We start from the raw sequence: 17,979 nt of genomic DNA on the forward strand, positions 1-17,979 counted from the left end.
TATGCCTCTCCTTATCACGTCATGACAAATCCGAAACCCGGGCTGCGTCCGGCAGCCTGGATCCATTCAACGCATTTATAATAACGGCAGAAACAACGTTTTAATAAGGGCATTAAGCGCTTTTTTTATACCGACATCACGGGATGACCCGACAGGGTCAGTTGAGATTTTTCAGCATGTTGCAAAACAGCGTGGGCGCCTAACGGTAAGGTGACGGTTTGCGGCTCATGACCAAACGCCAGTCCGCTGATCAGCGGAATGTCCAGCCGCGAACGCAGGTATTCAACCATCGTAGTAAGATTGTAGCCTGCATCGTACTCGTTGGGTTGTGCATGGGTGAAACTGCCGAGCACCAGTGCGTTTTGTCGCGCCAGAATACCCGCTTGTAACAGTTGTAATAACATGCGCTCCACGCGGTAGGGGTGTTCATTGATATCTTCCACCACCAGAATACCGCCTTCGATTTGAGGTAACCAGGGCGTACCAATAAGCGAAGTCAGCATGGCCAGGTTACCGCCCCAAAGCTGGCCTTCAGTATGGCAATGCGGGCCTTCGCCTTGCCACTCCACGGTATAGGTTTTATTGCGTAATGCCCGCCAAAAATGTTCAACGGTGAATGCATCCTGCGGCTCTGCGCCAAAGTTACCCGCCAGCATCGGCCCGCTAAAGGTAATCACATTGCCCGTGGCCAGCAGGCCTGACTGAAAAGCCGTGAAGTCGCTGTGACCGCAAATCAGCAGTGGCTGTTGCTGCTGTCGTTCCGCTATCGCCTGCCAGTTAACCTCGCTCAGCAAGCGGCTGGCGCCATAACCGCCACGTACCGGCATAACAATCAGGTTCTCGCCGGGCAATTGCGCCAGCGCATTGAGATCGGCGAGTCGTTGTTCATCGCTACCGGCAAACCGCTCGCAACGGCGGGTAATCACCTGCTGATTGCGGACATGATGCCCCTGTTGTTCAAGCTGTTTAACGGCAGAGGCAGCAGCCTGCTGATTGATGCAATAACCGGAAGGGGCGATCAGGTGGAAGGTGGACATGGCATTTCCTTGCTGACATCTATAGCGAAACAGTTATCATGCCGCTTACCTGTGTCGTTGTCATCCGCAGTGATGAATACCCCGAATAAGGATTACTGGTGTGAAATTGAGATGGTTTACTTTTTTAGTGGTCTTACTGGCCGGATGTAGCTCAAAACAGGATTACCGTAAGCCGGACTGGAACCCGGAAGTCCCGGTGAAACGCGCGATGCAGTGGATGCCGATAACCGAAAAAGCCGGTGCAGCGTGGGGCGTAAGCCCACGGCTTATCACCGCAATGATCGCGGTCGAGTCGGGCGGCAACCCGGATCTGGTGAGCAAATCTAACGCCGTTGGCCTGATGCAGTTAAAAGCCTCGACTGCGGGGCGCGAAGTCTACCGCCATATGGGATGGAGTGGTCAACCGTCCACCAGCGAACTGAAAAACCCGGAACGCAATATCTCAATGGGCGCTGCCTATCTCAGTATTCTCGAACATGGGGCGCTTGCTGGCATCCGCGATGAGAAAGTGATGCAGTACGCGCTGGTCGTTTCATACGTGAACGGCGCTGGCGCGCTACTGAGGACCTTCTCCTCCGACAGAAGCGAAGCGATTGAGGAAATTAATGATTTGAGCGCAGACGCCTTCTTAAAACACGTGGTGGATAACCACCCCGCGCCACAGGCGCCGCGCTATATCTGGAAAGTACAAAAAGCGATGGACGCGATGTAATTAGCGCACCCGACTGGCGCGTTCGCGCGCCTCGCGCTCCAGGGCAAAAATGATGCGCTGGAGTTCGCGCTCCACGCCCGGGCTGACATTTAAAAAGCGAAAACTGAGACGTGGCGTACTGATTGTTTCGTTTTTGCCATCCACCACTTTACGCTCGCCGATGGCGATCAATTGCGCATCAAAATAGAACTGTCCCCAGGATGCCATATCCAGCTCAATTTTTGTAAAGCGCATCCCCGGTTCCAGCTTTTCAGGTACCGGGCCTTCCAGTAATGCACCCATCCCGCCCAGCGAAAGATCGTAGAGACGGAAGCGAATTTCTGATTTATCGGGCATCAGCGCTTTACAGAAGTAAGCGGGATGCAAAGGGGCGATGATACGGAAATATTCACGGCGCTGGATAAACCACAACGTCTCCGGCAGTGGAGTAAGAAAGGCCGGTAAGGCCTGATAATCTCCCGCCGAGAGTGCACCCAACGTAAATTCAACTTTTGCACCCTGCGTTTCGGCGGTCACGGTGACTTTCCCGGCGCGCTGTACCGCATTATTCTCGTAATCCTGACTACCAAAATCCATGATCAGCTCTTCTGGATTCGCGTCCAGTATTTTACTGATGAACTGGCCTCCGCCCCAGGTGATGCAGACAGGCACCTGGTTTTTCTGCAAATCGCGCAATACTCCCAGCACGGCCAGCGGATTTTGTTTCAGGAACTGCTCACTGTAATTACTCACGCCGAATGGCTCCTTGATGACTGACACACCGTCGTTGTTATATCGGCATTTCATCGGAGAACTTAATACAAACCGACACAATTTTTTTAAGTCAGATTTGGATTAAGTCCGTGAGAAGAAAATGCTTTTACCACCGCCAACTATACTGTAGTCAACGCATCACCATTGTGGCTAGTGCGCGTAAACGAGACGAGTAAAAGGAGTTGAATAATATGGGTATTCTCGCGTGGATTGTCTTTGGCCTGATTGCAGGCGTTATCGCCAAGTTTATTATGCCCGGGCGGGATGGCGGTGGGTTTATTTTGACCTGTATTCTGGGGATCGTTGGCGCTGTAGTCGGTGGCTGGCTCGCCACCCGGCTTGGTTATGGTGGAGATATCACGGGGTTCAATTTACACAGTTTTATTGTTGCGGTAGTCGGCGCCATCGTAGTGCTGGCGGTATTCAGATTGCTGCGCAGGTAGTCTGGCTCCGGTTTCACAGCCCCGTGTCGTGAAACCGCCAGGTATGGTCTGAACGTTCAACCGGTATTGCCGTCATCTTCGCTGAAAGCCTGCCCTGGCCAGCGTTCCCTGATGATTTCAACGCTGCAGCGCCGGCCGCAGCGTTCCTTCTGCTTACACCGTTGGAACTGTGCCCCCATCAATAACATACTCCGTCCCTGTGATCGTTGCTGCACGTGGTGAACCCAGGAACAGGATGAGATTCGCCACCTCAATGGGTGTTGATGGACGCCCTATTGGTATACCCCCGAGCGAGTTCATGATGATCTTTTTCCCGCCTTCATAGTCGGTTCCTGCCTGCAGGGCGAGCCGCTCGGCCAGTGCCACTGATGCCTCTGTTTCGATCCAACCAGGCGCCACACGCAGTACGCGAATACCTTTTGGCGAGACTTCTTTCGACAGACTTTTACTGTACGTCGACAGTGCCGCTTTCGCTGCCGCATATCCTGTCGTCGATTCCGGTAAGGGCAGCTCGCGCTGAATTGATGTGACGTGAATAATGACACCGGCTCCCTGCTCAAGCATGCCAGGCAGCAATGCACGATCCAGCCGGACCGCTGGCAGGAGATTGAGGTTTAGCTCCTGCTGCCACTCTTTTTCGCCGAGCGCTGCGAATCCGCCACCTGGTGCTGTTGAACCGCCAAGCACATGAACAATGATGTCAACGCCCCCCAATCTGGCCTTTACCGCTTCCGCCACCTGGCGGCAACCTTCGACAGTTGTCAGGTCTGCTGTGACGAAGTGATCCGCGAAGGTTTCATCAGGTTGCGTTCGTGCCGTGGTTAACACCTGCGCCCCCTGTTCGTGGAACAGGCCGACCACCGCTTTCCCGACACCTTTGGTGCCCGCGGTCACCAGTACACGTTTTCCTTGTAATTCCAGATTCATGGTCATCAGATGAACTCCCCGTGCAGGGCTATGTACCCTTTGGTTTGTGATGCCGTCATCTTCGCCATATAGTGTGAAATCATCAAGAACGCACGAAAAAGTGAGTAACAGCCTAATGAGTAAGGTTTACACCCCTGACACCGCTGCACTTGGCGTAGAACAGGTACTCCGGCTTCTGGAAGGTCGATGGAAATTGGTCATCCTGTTTCATCTGCTCGACGGGAAGGTGCAGCGCTACTCCGATTTTGGCAGACTGATCCCCGGCATTTCTCAAAAGATGCTGAGCCAGCAACTCCGCCAACTGGAAGCCGACGGAATCGTATCGCGGAAGCTGTATCCGCAAGTGCCGCTTAAGGTTGAATATCGCTTAACGGAGTGGGGGCAAGCGCTGTGTCCTGCGCTCGATTCCATGCTGAAATGGGCAGAAAAACGGGAAGCGTTGCAATCACCTCCTGAAGCTTCTTAAGCATTGTCGGCTGTTTGCCGGGCGGAAAAGGGACGCCAGCCTTCCACTCACCTTTGGCGAAGGGAAAGCGGCGTTTACTGGCTAATGTAAATTAGCGCTATTGTGATAACGATTAAATAGAGACACTGGTGAGGTGGACTACAAACCCAGTTCGCTCAGACCGGGATGGTCGTCAGGACGAGGCCCCAGTGGCCAGTGGAAAAGACGTTCAGATTCGTTAATCGGCATATCATTGATACAGGCGTAACGGCGTTGCATTAAGCCATCGGCTGCAAATTCCCAGTTTTCATTACCGTAAGAACGAAACCAGTTGCCGGAATCATCATGCCATTCATAGGCGTAACGGACAGCAATCCTGTTTCCCTCAAAAGCCCATAGCTCCTTTATCAACCTGTATTCCTGTTCTTTTTTCCATTTGCGTTGCAGAAATGCTTTAGCCTCGTCGCGGTTTTGCGCAAATTCCACACGATTGCGCCATTGGGTATCCAGTGAATAGGCAAGGGCGACACGTTCCGCATCGCGACTATTCCAGCCATCTTCGGCCAGACGAACTTTTTGAATTGCCGTTTCACGCGTAAACGGGGGTAATGGAGGGCGGTTAGTCATGGCGAGATCCTCGATAATGGTAAGTAGACAGGTCTGTCTATCGGTGATAATCTGGACTTCCAACATAACCTTGTCAACAGTCACTCACGATGAACGTTAAAACAGGCATACCGGAAAAACGCAGTGCGAAAGAGAAAATCGTGCAAACCGCGCATGAACTCTTTTATCTGTACGGCATTCGGGCCACCGGCGTCGATAAAATCATTGAATGCGCCCAGGTAACGAAAGTGACGTTTTATCGTCATTTTCCCAGCAAAAATGCCCTGATCCTGGCTTATCTGGAGTATCGGCACTCGCGTTGGATCGACTGGTTTAACACGACGATGGCCGGGCATATGCAGGCAGGGGCAGGCGACATCAGTGCGCTACTTTCCACACTGCAAGACTGGGCAGATGCGCCTGATTTTCGTGGGTGCGCATTTCTGAATGCCACCTCGGAAATGGGCGAAGCGTTACCCGATGTGATACAGGTGACCCGCACGCATAAGTTTGCGGTTGAACAGGCCTTAGGCGTTCACTGGAATCGTGCCGATCCGGCACTGCTGTCAGCCAGTGTTATGGCGTTGGATGGCGCCATTATGCATATGCAAATGGGCAGGCCAGCGAATGAAGTGCTCGCTCAGCTTGGCATGGTTTTAACCGCGCTGCTTCACGAGGAGACGGCGTGATCTCTTCCTGAACCAGGAACGCATTTCAGGAAGAGATCAGGGCGTATTTATTGCGCCACTTTTTGTGGCGCAGGCGCGGTCTGCGCCGGTTGTTGAGTGGGTTGCGTTTGCGGCACGTTGTCACACGGCTTTTCTTTAGGGCACACCAAATCAAGCATTTTCAGTGTGACGCCGTTGGTCCAGCCAAACCCGTCCTGCAACGGATATTCGCCGCCGCCACCGCCAGTTCCGGTGCTGCTGACGTCGTATTTTTCGACCAGTTTCTTCTCGCGATCGTAGGTGTGCTGCACATTGGTGAGAAAACGCCAACTCACATCCATCGCCAGTTTCTGATGATCATAGTTTTGCAGGCCAGCGGTGGCTATCCATTGCAACGGTGCCCAGCCATTCGGGGCATCCCATTGCTGCCCGCTGCTGACGGTAGTGGTGGAAATACCGCCAGGCTTTAACAAACGCCCCTGCGTTGCCACGGCGACTTTATCGGCTCTGTCTTTGGCGGCAGCATTAACAAACAGTGGATAGAGCGTGGCTGCGGTCAACTGATTCCGGACTTTTTTGCTCTTCAGATCGTAGTCCGCATACCAGCCTTCTTTATCGTTCCACAGATTGGCTTCAATGGCTTTCTGCCGCGCCGTCGCCAGCGCTTCATACTGGCTGGCTTTTGCCGTATCGCCGGAGACTTGCCAGCCGCGGGCCAGCATTTTCTCCATTTTAAACATCAGGGCATTCAGATCGACGGGCACGATGCTGGTGGTGCGGATAGTCCCGAGCTGGTTGGGATTGTCCATCCAGCGCGAGCTGAAATCCCAGCCGGACGCCGCCGCAGAGCGTAAATCGCGGTAGATGTCGGTGGCGGGGCGGTTAGGGTTATTTTTCGCCGTGGTGACATCGTCAAGCCATGACTCAGGGCGGGGCGTGTCGCGATCGTCCCAATAGCGATTCAGTACCGAGCCGTCGCTCAGTTTTACCACGCGTTTATTGGCCTGGCCCGCTTGCAGATTATCAACGCCATCCATCCAGTAGCGATACTCTTTTTCCATCTGCGGCAGGTACGTTTTCAGGGCTTCATCGCCGTCGTGCGTGGCCAGCAATTCAACCATCAGGGCGAAGAAAGGCGGTTGCGAGCGACTCAGATAGTAACTGCGGTTGCCGTTAGGAATATGTCCCCACGTATCAATTTCATGGGCGAAGTTAGTTACCATATCTTCGATTTTGTCCCAGTGATCGCTTTCCGCAAGGCCCAGCATGGTGAAGTAGCTATCCCAGTAATAGACTTCGCGGAAACGCCCGCCAGGAACCACATAGGGCGTCGGCAGCGGCAGCAACGAATCCCACTTACCCGCGCTGTTGGTTGTCCGCGTCAGTACGGGCCATAACCCGTCAATATGTTCACGCAGACTCTGCCCGGCAGGCGGAACGTACTCTTCACCCTCTTTGGGTAGCGTGAAGTTCACATCTACAAAATGGCGCAGATCAAAACTGGTTTGATTGCGCTGCATACGGTAATCCGCGAGGATCATTAATGGATCGCCATTAGGCACGGCATCGGCGAAGGTTTTTTGATCCGGAAACAGTTTTGCGCTTTGCACGTCGCTAAACAGGGGGCCGAGCAGAACATCCGGCGGTTGCGGGGTGTTTTGCGCTTGTTCCGCTATCGCCTGAGGGATTGCAATAAGCAATGCCGCACCAAACGCGATTTGCATCGCCAGCAACAGGGAGCGCGGGTGTCGCAATACAGGTCTTGCCATCGATTATTCTCCTTAACGGTACAGCGGTGCTGCTGTCATCAACCTTGCAGAAAACCTTAGTCGAATATCAGATGTATAGCGTGTCGCGTTTGGCATTTTGCGCTCTTCCAGATAATTTACCCGTCTGGCTATGAACAGAAAAAAGCCAACTGCAAACAGGGCGGTGTCTTTTTACCCGATAAGTGTCGCAATAATGATCATTCATAGGTAATTCGTTTGGATATATTGTCCGCAGTCAATCTTGCTTACAGTCCAAAACAGGCTGAAGTGTGCGTCGGGTCAATATTGCTGAATGGTTTCATTTATCTGTTCTTTATTTGGATGTAGCGTGACTTAATACTTTGGCGGTAATAAATCTCATGCCAGGGCATAAAAAATGTTGCATGGTGGAACAGTCACCCAGGGGACTATCCATGGAGGAAATAGCTTTTTTTTAGTTAAATATATTTCAAAAAATATCCAAAAAATAACTGTAATAATCCGATTAGGTGACTAATCCATACTGTTAATCCGGGAAATGAACTACCAGATATTGTAGGTTTTCAGTATCTCCCTGCTTTTTAGGATTCATCCTATCTCAAAATTCAATATATCCTCTACCTCTCATTCATTTGAAATATCTATTAATTATCATGATGTTATGCGTTAGTTTCTATGCATTATTAATTCATTTAAGAAGTTTCCTTTGCGGTACTGAACTTAAGTGAAACTCCTTCTTGGGAATAATCCTATTTTGTTAAAAAATTAAATAATACTATTTCGACAGGTCGGATTTCATATTGAATAGAATCATCTGTTCTGTAAAATCATGTCACGATAGTCAATGAAAAGTAATATTATTGCAGCCTTGTCTCTGGCAAGACTCGTGCGGTAGCTATGCCTTTTTATTCATTATCAGAGCGTTTAGCTGGACAAGGATAAGGGTGATTCGGAGCCATCCGAATGAGTCTTTCCAAAACGCTCCTGTTTAACACAGTAATATATTTGCAATGGAAAAAACTCTATGAACATGCGAATGGTATTGGCTCTTCTTTTTGTCTTCAGCGTTTCTGCGTGTAAAGCACCGCCTAAACCCGCTCCAACTGATGACACTATCGTCACCAGCGAAGTGAACGGCGTGACCCTGACTCACCGTTATGCGGTACATCCTCCGAAAGAGTTTGAACCCATCAAACAAAACTATCGCGCACTTTACCCTGCGTCCGTCATGAGCTCGCCGGATTTTGGCGGCAAAATGATCCGTCAACTGGAAGCCGGCAAAACCTACGTGGTGTTGGGGCAGGTTGAGCATTTTTGGATGGCGTTGGCCGATGACGGTCAGGAAGAGTTGATCGGGTATGTTCCGATGCGTGCAGTCGTGAAAAGCGAGCTCTACGATGAAACCTTGCGTAAAGACAGAAGACGTAAGGTGACGCCGAAAAAACAAACTTGCGTCTCTGTCGATGGCAGCAGCAAGGCCTGCAAAAACGCGAACTCTGGAACCTGGATCATCGATTAATCCAGCTGTGACGAGCGCCAAGCTATGAATAATAACTCTGTTGTACGCCAGATTACCCTGGTATTTTTCTTTGTGCTGGCCACCCTGGCCAGCGGTTGTGGATCTTCTTCACACAGCGTACCTACCAGCTATAACCTTCAGTTCAGGGCTCATCCGCAAATTAATGAGTCCGCCCCTCTTAAAGTCAGGGTGTTGCTGTTGAAATCGGACGCGACCTTTATGTCGGCCGATTTCTGGTCGCTGCAAAACAACGCAGATAGCGTACTTGGCGCCAACCTGCTGAACAGTGATGAATTCTTCCTGATGCCCGGTCAGCTTTCAAAAACGCTGAGTGGGAAAAGTGCGCCGGAAGCTCGCTACATCGGCGTGATGGCGGAATATCAGTCGCTTGACGGCAAAAAATGGCGGATGTCCTTACCTCTTCCTGTTCAGGGAGATACTCGCTTCTACGAATTCTGGAAATCGTCGTCGGATGAACTGGAAGCCAACATCTTCCTTGACGTCAATGGAATACGCGTGATTACCAGATAGCGCCAGCCTTAACAGGAAAACAGTATGAATAAAGCAGAAAAGGTCGTGTGGACCGAAGGTATGTTTCTGCGTCCTCATCACTTTCAGCGTGCAGAAAGCTACTTGCAACACCATATTCGTGAGTGGGGGACACTGCAACGCCCGTACCTTTGGGGCTACCTTGATATCGAACTGGACGACGCAATGCTTCGCCAGGGCTGTATTGCACTGAGCTACGCCAGCGGTTTGCTGCCGGATGGTACATTCTTCTCTTTCCATGATGCCCGCCAGGCGCCCACACCGCTGGCCATCCCCGACAACATCAGCAATGAGCGCGTAGTGCTTGCTCTGCCTGCCCGCCGCGGCGGTCGTGATGAAGTTATTTTCAGCGAGGAAAAAGACTCGCTGGCGCGATACGTCACCTGGGAAAGCGAAGTGGATGATGATAACGCTCTGTCGGTGGGGCCGGCTGCTGTGCAGTTCGGGCGTTTACGCCTGAAATTGATGCTGGAAAAAGATCTCAGCGCCGAATGGACAGCCATCGGCGTGGCGCACGTGCTTGAAAAACGTAATGACAACCACATTCGCCTCGATACCCGCTACATTCCGCCGATGCTGAACGCGGTTAATAATGCACCGCTCTTCGCCATGGTGAATGACCTGCAGAGCCTACTGACTCAACGTAGTCAACAGATCGGCCAGCGTCTGCGCCAGCCTGGCCGCTTTAATACTTCAGAAATGGTGGAGTTCACACTGCTGGCGCTGATCAACCATCACGTTGGACAGGTTGCGCATCTGAAGACGCTCCCGTCAATCCATCCGGAAGAGCTATGGCGCAGTTGGTTGGCATTTGCTACCGAGTTGACGACCTGGACGGCTTCACGCTCGCCGGATGAGACGTTGCCCGTGTATGACCATGACGATCTTGCCGGTTGCTTTAGCAAACTGCAGTTGATGCTCCGTCAAGGGCTCTCGCTGGTGATGGAAGAACACGCGATCCAACTGCCTCTGACCGAGCGTACTCACGGGTTGAATATCGCCACGCTGCCAACCACCACCATGGCACGGGAGTTCGGTTTTGTCCTTGCGGTAAAAGCCAGTGTGCCTGGCGAAATCCTGCAAACCCATTTCCCTGCGCAGATGAAAGTGGCGCCAGTTACGAAGATCCGCGACTTGGTCCAGTTGCAGTTACCCGGCATGAAACTGCGCACCATGCCCGTCGCGCCGCCGCAAATTCCGTGGCATGCCGGTTATAACTATTTCGAGCTGGAAAAAGGCGGCGAACTCTGGAACGAAATGGAGAAATCCGGGGCTTTCGCGCTGCATCTCGCAGGTGAATTCCCGGGTCTTGATATGGAGTTTTGGGCCATCCGTAGCCCGACTGAATAATACAGCGAGCATACAATATGCAGGAACAACAAGCCTCCGGCAGTGATGCCGCTCTGGCAGGAGCCAGCGGGAGTAATCCCCTGGTCGCAGCGGCGAATCCGCTGCTCAATGCGATACCGCAAATCCGCCATTCGGTTTCTCATGATGATCAGGCGGGTCTGCGTCAACATTTGATTGATGAGATCCGTCGTTTTGAAGTGCGCTGCCAGCAATCTGGTCTGGCTTACGAGGTGATCGTTGGCGCGCGCTACTGTTTGTGCACCGCACTCGATGAAGCCGCAGCGCTTACGCCGTGGGGCAGTCGCGGTGTCTGGTCAGGTAGCGGCCTGCTGGTGACGTTCCATAACGAAACATGGGGCGGCGAGAAGTTCTTCCAGTTGCTGGCGCGGTTGTCGCAAAACCCGCGCGAACATATCGCACTGCTGGAGTTGATTAACTTCTGCCTGCTGCTCGGTTTCGAAGGGCGCTACCGCGTAATGGACAATGGCCGTACGCAACTGGAAACCATTAAACAGCGCTTGTGGCAAATGATCCGCGGTGTCCGTGGTAATTATCCACCGGCGTTGTCGCCGCACCCGGAAGATCAACCCGTGATGCGCAAACTGTGGCGTCCTGTGATCCCGCTGTGGGCGTGCGCCGGGCTGGCGGGCTTCCTCGCTTGTCTGTTTTACATCGTACTGAACTGGCGTCTGGGTGACAGCACCAATCCGGTGCTGGCGAAGATCTACCAGACCGCGTTGCCGGAAGCGTCAATTCAGCAGCCAGCGCAGAGTCTGCCGCCAGTGCTCAATTTGCGCGCTTTCCTGCGTCCGGAAATTCAGGCCGGGTTGGTCGCTGTTCGTGACGAAGCAGACCGCAGCGTCGTGACTTTAAAAGGGGATGGCCTGTTCGCGTCGGGTTCGACCGTAGCCCGTGACAGCTATGAGCCGGTGATTAACCGGGTTGCGCAAGCGATGAATAACGTCAGCGGCAGAGTGTTAGTGGTGGGGTACAGCGATAACGTACCGATCCGCAGCGCGCGTTTTGCCTCGAACTATGAATTGTCGCTCGAACGTGCGCGCTCGGTGCAGTCACTGCTGCAAAAACATCTTTCGCGTCCGGAACGGGTGAAAGCCGAAGGGCGAGGGGAGATGGATCCTGTTGCGCCGAACAATAGTGCAGAAAACCGCGCTCGCAACCGTCGTGTGGAAATTACTTTGCTGGTGTCGCCGGATAACACGGCCGCCGAGCTGAACGGACTGCCGCAAGGAAACTAAGGATGAATATGTTGCTTTCATTGCTGACTAACCGCATTTTGTGGGGTTTCCTTGGCGTAACCGGGCTGGCTGCCGTGATCTGGATGATTGGCCCGCTGCTCTCCGTCGTGGATTCCCGACCGCTGGAGTCAGAGCAAAACCGCATGATCACCATTGCGGTGATGTACCTGATTTGGGTGCACAGCCATATTGTGCCGCGTTTGTATAACGCGTGGCTCAACCGCAAGCTGATGGACAACCTGAAAAGTGAAGAGGCGAAAGATCCCAGCGAGCGCAAGCGCCTGACTAACGAAGATCAGGTGCTGAATGAGCGTTTCGAAGAAGCGGCTCAGGTACTGAAAAAAGCCCACTTTAACCAACCGGGGCAACGTGGGCAGTGGGCTCAACGCTTCAGCACGCAATATCTCTATCAACTGCCGTGGTACGTCATTATTGGTGCTCCGGGTTCAGGTAAAACCACGGCGCTGGTTAACTCCGGTCTGCAGTTCCCGCTGGCGGATCGCTTTGGTAAAACCGCGCTGCGCGGTATTGGTGGTACGCGTAACTGCGACTGGTGGTTTACCAATGAAGCCGTGTTGCTCGATACCGCAGGGCGTTATACCACCCAGGAGAGTGAGCAGGCGCAAGATGCGGGTGAGTGGCTCAATTTTTTGGGACTGTTGCAAAAATACCGCCGTCGCCAGCCAATTAACGGTGTCATTGTCACCATCAGCATCGCTGATCTGTTAACTCAGTCAGCAGAAGCCTCACGCGAACAGGCGCTGAATTTGCGCCAGCGTCTGACTGAGTTACATGAGCAACTGGGCATTCGCTTCCCGGTGTATGTGCTGGTCACTAAGGCCGACTTATTAAAAGGTTTCCGCGCCTATTTTGCTGGTTTTGATAAAGCGCAACGCGACCAAATCTGGGGCTTCACTTTCCCCTGGGAGAAAGCGAAGCTGGCGGATTTTGATCTGCAAGGGAGCTTTATTCAGGAATTCGCACTGCTGCAACAGCGTCTTGATGCGGGATTGCCTGATACGCTACTGCGTGAAAGCGATGCGCAGGCGCGTGCGGAGTGTTTCCTGTTCCCGCAGGAGTTTGCCGCTCTGCGCCCATTGCTGTCTGACTATCTGAACGCGATTTTTGCCCGTTCCAACTTTGAGACCGAATTCTCGCCGCGCGGTATCTACTTTGCCAGCGGTACGCAGGAAGGTCTGCCATTTGACCGGGTGATGGGTGAGCTGAACCGCGCGCTGTCACTGCCGCAGGGCAAGTCCGGCGATAACTGGGATTCGGTCAGCAAAGATGAGCCGGTGCCTGGAGGTAAAGGGCAGAGTTTCTTTATCAAGCACCTGCTGCAAAATGTGATTTTTCAGGAAGCGGGCATTGCCGGGCAAAACCGCTGGTGGGAGTTGCGTAGCCGCGCTGTCATCTGGTCCGGTTATGCGGCATTGCTGGCGCTGCTGATTATTATTAGCGTGCTGTGGTTCACCAGTTACGGCAACAACCGGAATTATCTCGATGAAGTTCAGGCGAAAGTCCCGGCGCTGGATCAGCAAATCAAGGCGTTGCGTAATCGCCAGCAGGGCGATCTTTTTGCGCTGTTGCCGCTGCTTAACGGCCTGTCTGAATTACCGCAAAGTGAAGCCTTTGATATCAATAACCCGCCTGTCACCCGCCGTATGGGGCTGTATCGCGGTAATGATGTCGCAGATGCCTCGCAAACGCTCTACCAGAAAGCCTTGCAGCAGATGTTGTTGCCGGAAGTGGCAATGCGCATTACCACCTGGCTGCGCAACGATAACGGTAGTGATGTGGAATACAGCTATGAAGCGCTGAAAGCCTACCAGATGCTGTATCAGCCGAAGCATTATGACGGCAAGTTCCTGCTCTCCTGGGTGATGCTTAATCTGCAGCGCAACTTGCCGCAAAACGTTACCAAAGCACAGATTAATCAGCTTGAATGGCATCTGCGCCAGTTGCTGGAGCCGCAAATTCAGTCGTCGCCGTATGCAAAAGACGATGCGCTGATCGCCCGTGAACAGGCAATGATCAACCAACAGCCGCTGTCGACGCGCGTTTATGGCCGTCTGAAACGTCTGCTGGAGCGTGACGACAACCTTAAACCGGTGTCGCTGGCAACGTTAGGTGGCCCGCAAAGCGAACTGGTTTTTTCGCGTAAAAGCGGTAAACCGGTTGGTGAGGGGCTGCCTGGCCTCTATACACCGGATGGCTACTGGAACGTTTTTAATGCGCAGATTGTCCCGGTCACTACTTCATTACATGAGGACGATGCCTGGGTACTGGGCTCCACCACGCAGCCGGAGGATAAGCAGCAGACCGATAATGCTGTCCGCCAACTGTATGCCCGCGACTTCATCACGCTGTGGGATGGCTTCTTAAGCGATATTCAGCTTAACAACAGTGCCGACCTGAACCAGCGAATTAATACGGCACGTCTGCTTTCCGGTAATAACTCGCCGCTGCGCCGTCTGGTGATGAACCTGAGCCAGATGCTCAAACTTACGCGTGAAGAGCCGGGCGACAGTAAGGATAAAGCGCAAGAGAGTGGTAATCGCGGTACGCAGATGCTCGAAACCTTGTTCAGCAATCACGACGGTGCGGCAGCGGTGACCAACGCTGCGGCAAGTCAGACGCCAGAACAGCGGGTGACGGAACACTTCGCGCCGATCATCGAACTGGCGCAGCCGCTGGAAAAAGGTGGCAAAACCATCGTCTTTGATGATTTTTTGAAACAGGTGGATGAGTTGTATCGCTATCTTACTGCCGTGCAAGATGCCGCCAACAGCGGCATGCCACCGCCCGGCGGTGAAGCCATTAGCCGGTTACAAGCCAGCGCCGGGCGTTTACCGGGTGGTCTGCAAACCATGTTCAGTAATATGGCGGTAGGCGCGAGTAGTGATACCCAACGTCGGGATCTGGAAAATGTGCGTAAGCGCATTAGTGTTGAAGTCGGCAGTTTTTGCCGTCAGGCGATTGCCGGGCGCTATCCGTTGGTACGTTCCGCTAGTACAGAAGTCACGCCGGACGATCTGGCGCGCATGTTTGCACCGGGTACCGGATTAATGGACGTGTTCTTCCGCGACAACCTGACGAATAAAGTCGATACCACGCAGTCCAACTGGCGCTTTATGCCGGGTATTGATGGCAAAACCCTGCCGGGAAGCGAAGGGGTGCTGGTGCCGTTTCAGCAGGCGCAATCTATCCGCGATGCCTTTTTTGCCAACGGCAGCGCGACCCCGTCATTCCGTACCACGGTGCGTACGGTGCGGATGGATAACACTATCCTTACTATGACGCTGGACGTCGATGGTCAGATTTTGCGTTACAGCCACGGTCCGCAGGCGGTTCAGGTCGTAAGCTGGCCTGGTTCAGGCGGCACCAATCAGGTGCGTATGCAATTAGGCCTGACCAACGGTACTACCGCGACGCTGGTCACGAATGGGGCCTGGGCATTGAATCGCTTCTTTGATAAAGCGCGCGTCAGCCCTGGCAGCAGCAGCCTTAGCCGCCAGGCAACATTCACGGTTGACGGGCATCAGGTCACGCTGGAGTTTGCGCCGAACAGTATCCGCAACCCGTTCCAGCTTCCCCGCTTCGCATGTCCTTGAACTGCAAAGGAACGCCAATGACTACGACTTCTGCAATTAGCTGGTATGGAAAACTGCCCAGTGCGGGCGATTTTTTACAGCGTCGTTTTCCGGACGCGCTGCAGCGTCAGTGGTCCCACTGGTTTCAGGTGGGGCTGATGACCTGGCAAAAAGAGGAACAACGTGCAAGCGACAGGCAGTTCGGCAACGCACCGATCTGGAATTTCGTTGTGCCGCCGATGCTGGGAGGCCAGCAGGTGCAAATGGGCTGTTTATTACCAGGACGCGACAGCGTCGGGCGGCAGTATCCGGTTTGCGCGCTGATGGCGATTAACCCGCTGGAGTGGTCTCCGCGTCATCTGGCGCAGGCGGGTGACTGGTACCAGCATCTTGGACGGACCTTATTGCACGCTGTTCGCAATGGTTACTCGCCGGAGCAGCTCGATCAGGCCTTGCTGTCGATCCCCCCAGTGCAGTTGGTGGAACCGGAATCACGCTCAGAAATTCTGGACGTAATTGGTTACGAAGGCGATGGCGAAACGTCCATTGGCTGGCGACAAGCCGCTGAGTGTTTTGATCCGCTGCGTCAGATCAGTTTTTGGTGGACCAACCGCAGCGACGGTTACCCGCTTTACACCCATGTGCATAGCGGCAATTTTACCGGTCAGTTGTTTACGCTGTTGTTTGATCCGGCTGGGGGGGCAAGGCCAGGACGACACGGTCTTTACCCACCCATGTTTGAAGAATAAGCAGGTTGCGGATGACGATTGAAACTTTACTTACTCCGGTTAGTCCGGAGCAGCCTTGTGGTGAAAACCTGGAATACGACGCCGACTTTCTGGCAATGGAACAGGCAAGCCAGGGCAAGGCCGAACAGCAATTCGGCAGCACAATAATTCCGGCTGAACCTGCAGACTGGAACCGCGTGGAGAAACTGGCTACCAGCTTGCTGGAGCGGACAAAAGATATCCGGGTGATGCTGGCGCTAACCCATGCGTGGACCCGCCGTCGTGGTCTTGAGGGTTATGCTGACGGCTTGATGTTGTTGGGGCAGGCGCTGGCGTTGTACTGGGATCATCTGTGGCCATCGCTGAACGATGGCGGCGAGTTCGACCCGTTCTACCGGATTAACGCGCTGGCAGCGCTGAGCGACAAGTCGGACCTGACTGCCACATTGCGCCAGGCCACTTTGCTGCGCAGTAATGGCGATGAGCTGAACGTGCGTGATGCACAGGCGTTGCTCGACGGGAGTAAAACCGAATGTGCGGGCTATCCTGGCGGGCGGGTACGTCTGATTGATGAGCTGACGCGCGGCGGTCAACCGGGCATTGAGGCTATCGGGCAAATCGAAGGGCGTTTGCAAACGATCCGTTCATGGCTTCTGGAACAACTTGGCGAAAGCGGGGTGCCGGAAATGGAGCAATTACTGAAAAGCGTCGGGATCATTGCCGGCGTCAGCCGTGCAAACCATAGCGATGCGTTGCAGGAAACGCCGGAACAACCGGCGCAAACAACCAATGAGCCGCACCCCGTTGCCGTACCACTGCCAGCCATGGCGGACTGGCGCAGTGCACAAGTGACCACGCGGGCGGATGCGCAACTGATGCTGGAAAAAGTGAAGCAGTATTTTACCCAGCATGAGCCGAGTCACCCCGCGCCGTTGATGATTGACCGCGTTCAGCGGTTAATCGAACTGGATTTTATGGAGATTATTCGCGATCTGGCGCCCGATGGCGTGAATCAATTGCAAAACATCTTTGGGCGTCAGGACTGACGCGTACCGCGTTATGACCGCAGGCACGTCGCCTGCCGTCTAACCTTCACCGCGCATATTCGATGGAGAACATCATGGCAATAAGTAACAGTGGTCAGAAATTTATCGCACGTAACCGTGCGCCGCGCGTACAGATCGAGTACGACGTGGAAGTGTACGGCGCGGAGCGCAAAATCCAGCTTCCGTTTGTAATGGGTGTTATGGCGGACCTGGTCGGTAAGCCGGTGGAGAACTTACCCTCCATTGAGGATCGTAAATTCCTTGAAATCGACGTCGACAACTTTGACGAGCGCATGAAAGCGCTGAAACCGCGCGTGGCGTTTAACGTAGACAACACCCTGACCGGTGAAGGTCGCCTGAATGTGGACTTGACCTTCGACAGCATGGATGACTTCCTGCCGGATGCCGTCGCCCGCAAAGTCGAACCCCTGAACAAACTGCTGGAAGCACGTACTCAGCTTTCCAACCTGCTGACCTATATGGACGGTAAAAACGGTGCGGAAGAGCTGATCGCCAAAGTGTTGCAGGATCCAACACTGCTGAAGTCCCTTAGCCAGTTACCCAATAGTGACGAAGCCGCGCAAGGTAAAGAGGAGTAA

At 53.5% G+C, this 17,979-nt stretch carries 17 protein-coding genes; 12 read left to right on the forward strand and 5 right to left on the reverse strand.

The features are described from left to right. Positions 1 to 125: 125 nt before the first annotated feature. The gene (gene ldcA / locus N7922_RS10805) at positions 126 to 1,037 is read right to left on the reverse strand and encodes a muramoyltetrapeptide carboxypeptidase (RefSeq protein ID WP_263100525.1); all 912 of its coding nucleotides are present in this window, start codon (positions 1,035 to 1,037) and stop codon (positions 126 to 128) included. Between the two features lie 100 nt (positions 1,038 to 1,137). Between ldcA and emtA the strand changes: the two genes are divergently transcribed. Continuing rightward, positions 1,138 to 1,749 (forward strand): membrane-bound lytic murein transglycosylase EmtA, encoded by a 612-nt coding sequence (gene emtA / locus N7922_RS10810; RefSeq protein ID WP_263100526.1) that lies wholly within the window; start codon positions 1,138 to 1,140, stop codon positions 1,747 to 1,749. Here the strand turns inward: emtA and N7922_RS10815 are convergent, their stop codons facing one another. Further along, positions 1,750 to 2,481, reverse strand: coding sequence for a flagellar brake protein YcgR (locus N7922_RS10815; RefSeq protein ID WP_263100527.1), 732 nt, complete (start codon positions 2,479 to 2,481; stop codon positions 1,750 to 1,752). Positions 2,482 to 2,693: 212 nt separating this feature from the next. Between N7922_RS10815 and N7922_RS10820 the strand changes: the two genes are divergently transcribed. Further along, positions 2,694 to 2,945, forward strand: coding sequence for a GlsB/YeaQ/YmgE family stress response membrane protein (locus N7922_RS10820; RefSeq protein WP_263100528.1), 252 nt, complete (start codon positions 2,694 to 2,696; stop codon positions 2,943 to 2,945). A 153-nt stretch (positions 2,946 to 3,098) separates the two neighbouring features. Here the strand turns inward: N7922_RS10820 and N7922_RS10825 are convergent, their stop codons facing one another. Then, on the reverse strand, positions 3,099 to 3,878 hold the full coding sequence (locus N7922_RS10825) for an SDR family oxidoreductase (protein WP_263100529.1): 780 nt from the start codon (positions 3,876 to 3,878) through the stop codon (positions 3,099 to 3,101). 109 nt (positions 3,879 to 3,987) lie between these two features. Here N7922_RS10825 and N7922_RS10830 point away from each other — a divergent pair, with 109 nt between their 5' ends. Further along, positions 3,988 to 4,338: a winged helix-turn-helix transcriptional regulator gene (locus N7922_RS10830; protein WP_263100530.1), complete on the forward strand. Its 351-nt coding sequence runs from the start codon at positions 3,988 to 3,990 to the stop codon at positions 4,336 to 4,338. Between the two features lie 138 nt (positions 4,339 to 4,476). Here N7922_RS10830 and N7922_RS10835 read toward each other — a convergent pair whose 3' ends face one another. After that, a complete protein-coding gene (locus N7922_RS10835) occupies positions 4,477 to 4,944 on the reverse strand; it encodes a nuclear transport factor 2 family protein (protein ID WP_263100887.1) in 468 nt (155 codons plus the stop codon). A gap of 89 nt (positions 4,945 to 5,033) precedes the next feature. Here N7922_RS10835 and N7922_RS10840 point away from each other — a divergent pair, with 89 nt between their 5' ends. Beyond that, positions 5,034 to 5,612, forward strand: coding sequence for a TetR/AcrR family transcriptional regulator (locus N7922_RS10840; RefSeq protein ID WP_263100531.1), 579 nt, complete (start codon positions 5,034 to 5,036; stop codon positions 5,610 to 5,612). 47 nt (positions 5,613 to 5,659) lie between these two features. Here N7922_RS10840 and N7922_RS10845 read toward each other — a convergent pair whose 3' ends face one another. After that, positions 5,660 to 7,315: an alpha,alpha-trehalase gene (locus N7922_RS10845; RefSeq protein ID WP_411554266.1), complete on the reverse strand. Its 1,656-nt coding sequence runs from the start codon at positions 7,313 to 7,315 to the stop codon at positions 5,660 to 5,662. Positions 7,316 to 8,363: 1,048 nt separating this feature from the next. On the opposite strand from N7922_RS10845, the gene N7922_RS10850 reads away from it, so the two are divergent. The 8 genes from N7922_RS10850 (at position 8,364) to tssB (ending at position 17,979) form a co-directional block, all read left to right on the forward strand. After that, positions 8,364 to 8,858 carry an SH3 domain-containing protein gene (locus N7922_RS10850; RefSeq protein WP_263100533.1) on the forward strand — a complete coding sequence of 165 codons (495 nt, stop codon included), beginning with the start codon at positions 8,364 to 8,366 and terminating at the stop codon, positions 8,856 to 8,858. Between the two features lie 24 nt (positions 8,859 to 8,882). Further along, entirely contained in the window at positions 8,883 to 9,389 is a 507-nt protein-coding gene (gene tssJ / locus N7922_RS10855) for a type VI secretion system lipoprotein TssJ (protein WP_263100534.1), read from the forward strand. Between the two features lie 24 nt (positions 9,390 to 9,413). Next, entirely contained in the window at positions 9,414 to 10,757 is a 1,344-nt protein-coding gene (tssK, locus tag N7922_RS10860; protein WP_263100535.1) for a type VI secretion system baseplate subunit TssK, read from the forward strand. Positions 10,758 to 10,774: 17 nt separating this feature from the next. Next, on the forward strand, positions 10,775 to 12,013 hold the full coding sequence (locus N7922_RS10865; protein WP_263100536.1) for a DotU family type VI secretion system protein: 1,239 nt from the start codon (positions 10,775 to 10,777) through the stop codon (positions 12,011 to 12,013). 2 nt (positions 12,014 to 12,015) lie between these two features. Beyond that, on the forward strand, positions 12,016 to 15,627 hold the full coding sequence (gene tssM / locus N7922_RS10870; RefSeq protein WP_263100537.1) for a type VI secretion system membrane subunit TssM: 3,612 nt from the start codon (positions 12,016 to 12,018) through the stop codon (positions 15,625 to 15,627). A 17-nt stretch (positions 15,628 to 15,644) separates the two neighbouring features. Then, positions 15,645 to 16,355, forward strand: coding sequence for a type VI secretion system-associated protein TagF (tagF, locus tag N7922_RS10875; RefSeq protein WP_263100538.1), 711 nt, complete (start codon positions 15,645 to 15,647; stop codon positions 16,353 to 16,355). Positions 16,356 to 16,366: 11 nt separating this feature from the next. Then, positions 16,367 to 17,380, forward strand: a complete 1,014-nt coding sequence (gene tssA, locus N7922_RS10880) for a type VI secretion system protein TssA (RefSeq protein WP_263100539.1) — start codon at positions 16,367 to 16,369, stop codon at positions 17,378 to 17,380. 74 nt (positions 17,381 to 17,454) lie between these two features. Then, positions 17,455 to 17,979 (forward strand): type VI secretion system contractile sheath small subunit, encoded by a 525-nt coding sequence (tssB, locus tag N7922_RS10885; protein WP_061496513.1) that lies wholly within the window; start codon positions 17,455 to 17,457, stop codon positions 17,977 to 17,979.

The organism is Kosakonia sp. ML.JS2a, assembly GCF_025642095.1.
Lineage (GTDB): Bacteria > Pseudomonadota > Gammaproteobacteria > Enterobacterales > Enterobacteriaceae.

Bases quoted from the DNA above. Each gene is read 5' to 3' on its own strand.
- N7922_RS10845 (WP_411554266.1), bottom strand. From the start codon at position 7,315: ATGCAAATCGCGTTTGGTGCGGCATTGCTTATTGCAATCCCTCAGGCG.
- N7922_RS10865 (WP_263100536.1), top strand. From the start codon at position 10,775: ATGCAGGAACAACAAGCCTCCGGCAGTGATGCCGCTCTGGCAGGAGCC.
- N7922_RS10840 (WP_263100531.1), top strand. From the start codon at position 5,034: ATGAACGTTAAAACAGGCATACCGGAAAAACGCAGTGCGAAAGAGAAA.
- ldcA (WP_263100525.1), bottom strand. From the start codon at position 1,037: ATGTCCACCTTCCACCTGATCGCCCCTTCCGGTTATTGCATCAATCAG.
- N7922_RS10830 (WP_263100530.1), top strand. From the start codon at position 3,988: ATGAGTAAGGTTTACACCCCTGACACCGCTGCACTTGGCGTAGAACAG.
- tssB (WP_061496513.1), top strand. From the start codon at position 17,455: ATGGCAATAAGTAACAGTGGTCAGAAATTTATCGCACGTAACCGTGCG.
- tssK (WP_263100535.1), top strand. From the start codon at position 9,414: ATGAATAAAGCAGAAAAGGTCGTGTGGACCGAAGGTATGTTTCTGCGT.
- tssM (WP_263100537.1), top strand. From the start codon at position 12,016: ATGAATATGTTGCTTTCATTGCTGACTAACCGCATTTTGTGGGGTTTC.
- N7922_RS10820 (WP_263100528.1), top strand. From the start codon at position 2,694: ATGGGTATTCTCGCGTGGATTGTCTTTGGCCTGATTGCAGGCGTTATC.
- N7922_RS10850 (WP_263100533.1), top strand. From the start codon at position 8,364: ATGAACATGCGAATGGTATTGGCTCTTCTTTTTGTCTTCAGCGTTTCT.
- N7922_RS10825 (WP_263100529.1), bottom strand. From the start codon at position 3,878: ATGACCATGAATCTGGAATTACAAGGAAAACGTGTACTGGTGACCGCG.
- N7922_RS10835 (WP_263100887.1), bottom strand. From the start codon at position 4,944: ATGACTAACCGCCCTCCATTACCCCCGTTTACGCGTGAAACGGCAATT.
- tssA (WP_263100539.1), top strand. From the start codon at position 16,367: ATGACGATTGAAACTTTACTTACTCCGGTTAGTCCGGAGCAGCCTTGT.
- tagF (WP_263100538.1), top strand. From the start codon at position 15,645: ATGACTACGACTTCTGCAATTAGCTGGTATGGAAAACTGCCCAGTGCG.
- tssJ (WP_263100534.1), top strand. From the start codon at position 8,883: ATGAATAATAACTCTGTTGTACGCCAGATTACCCTGGTATTTTTCTTT.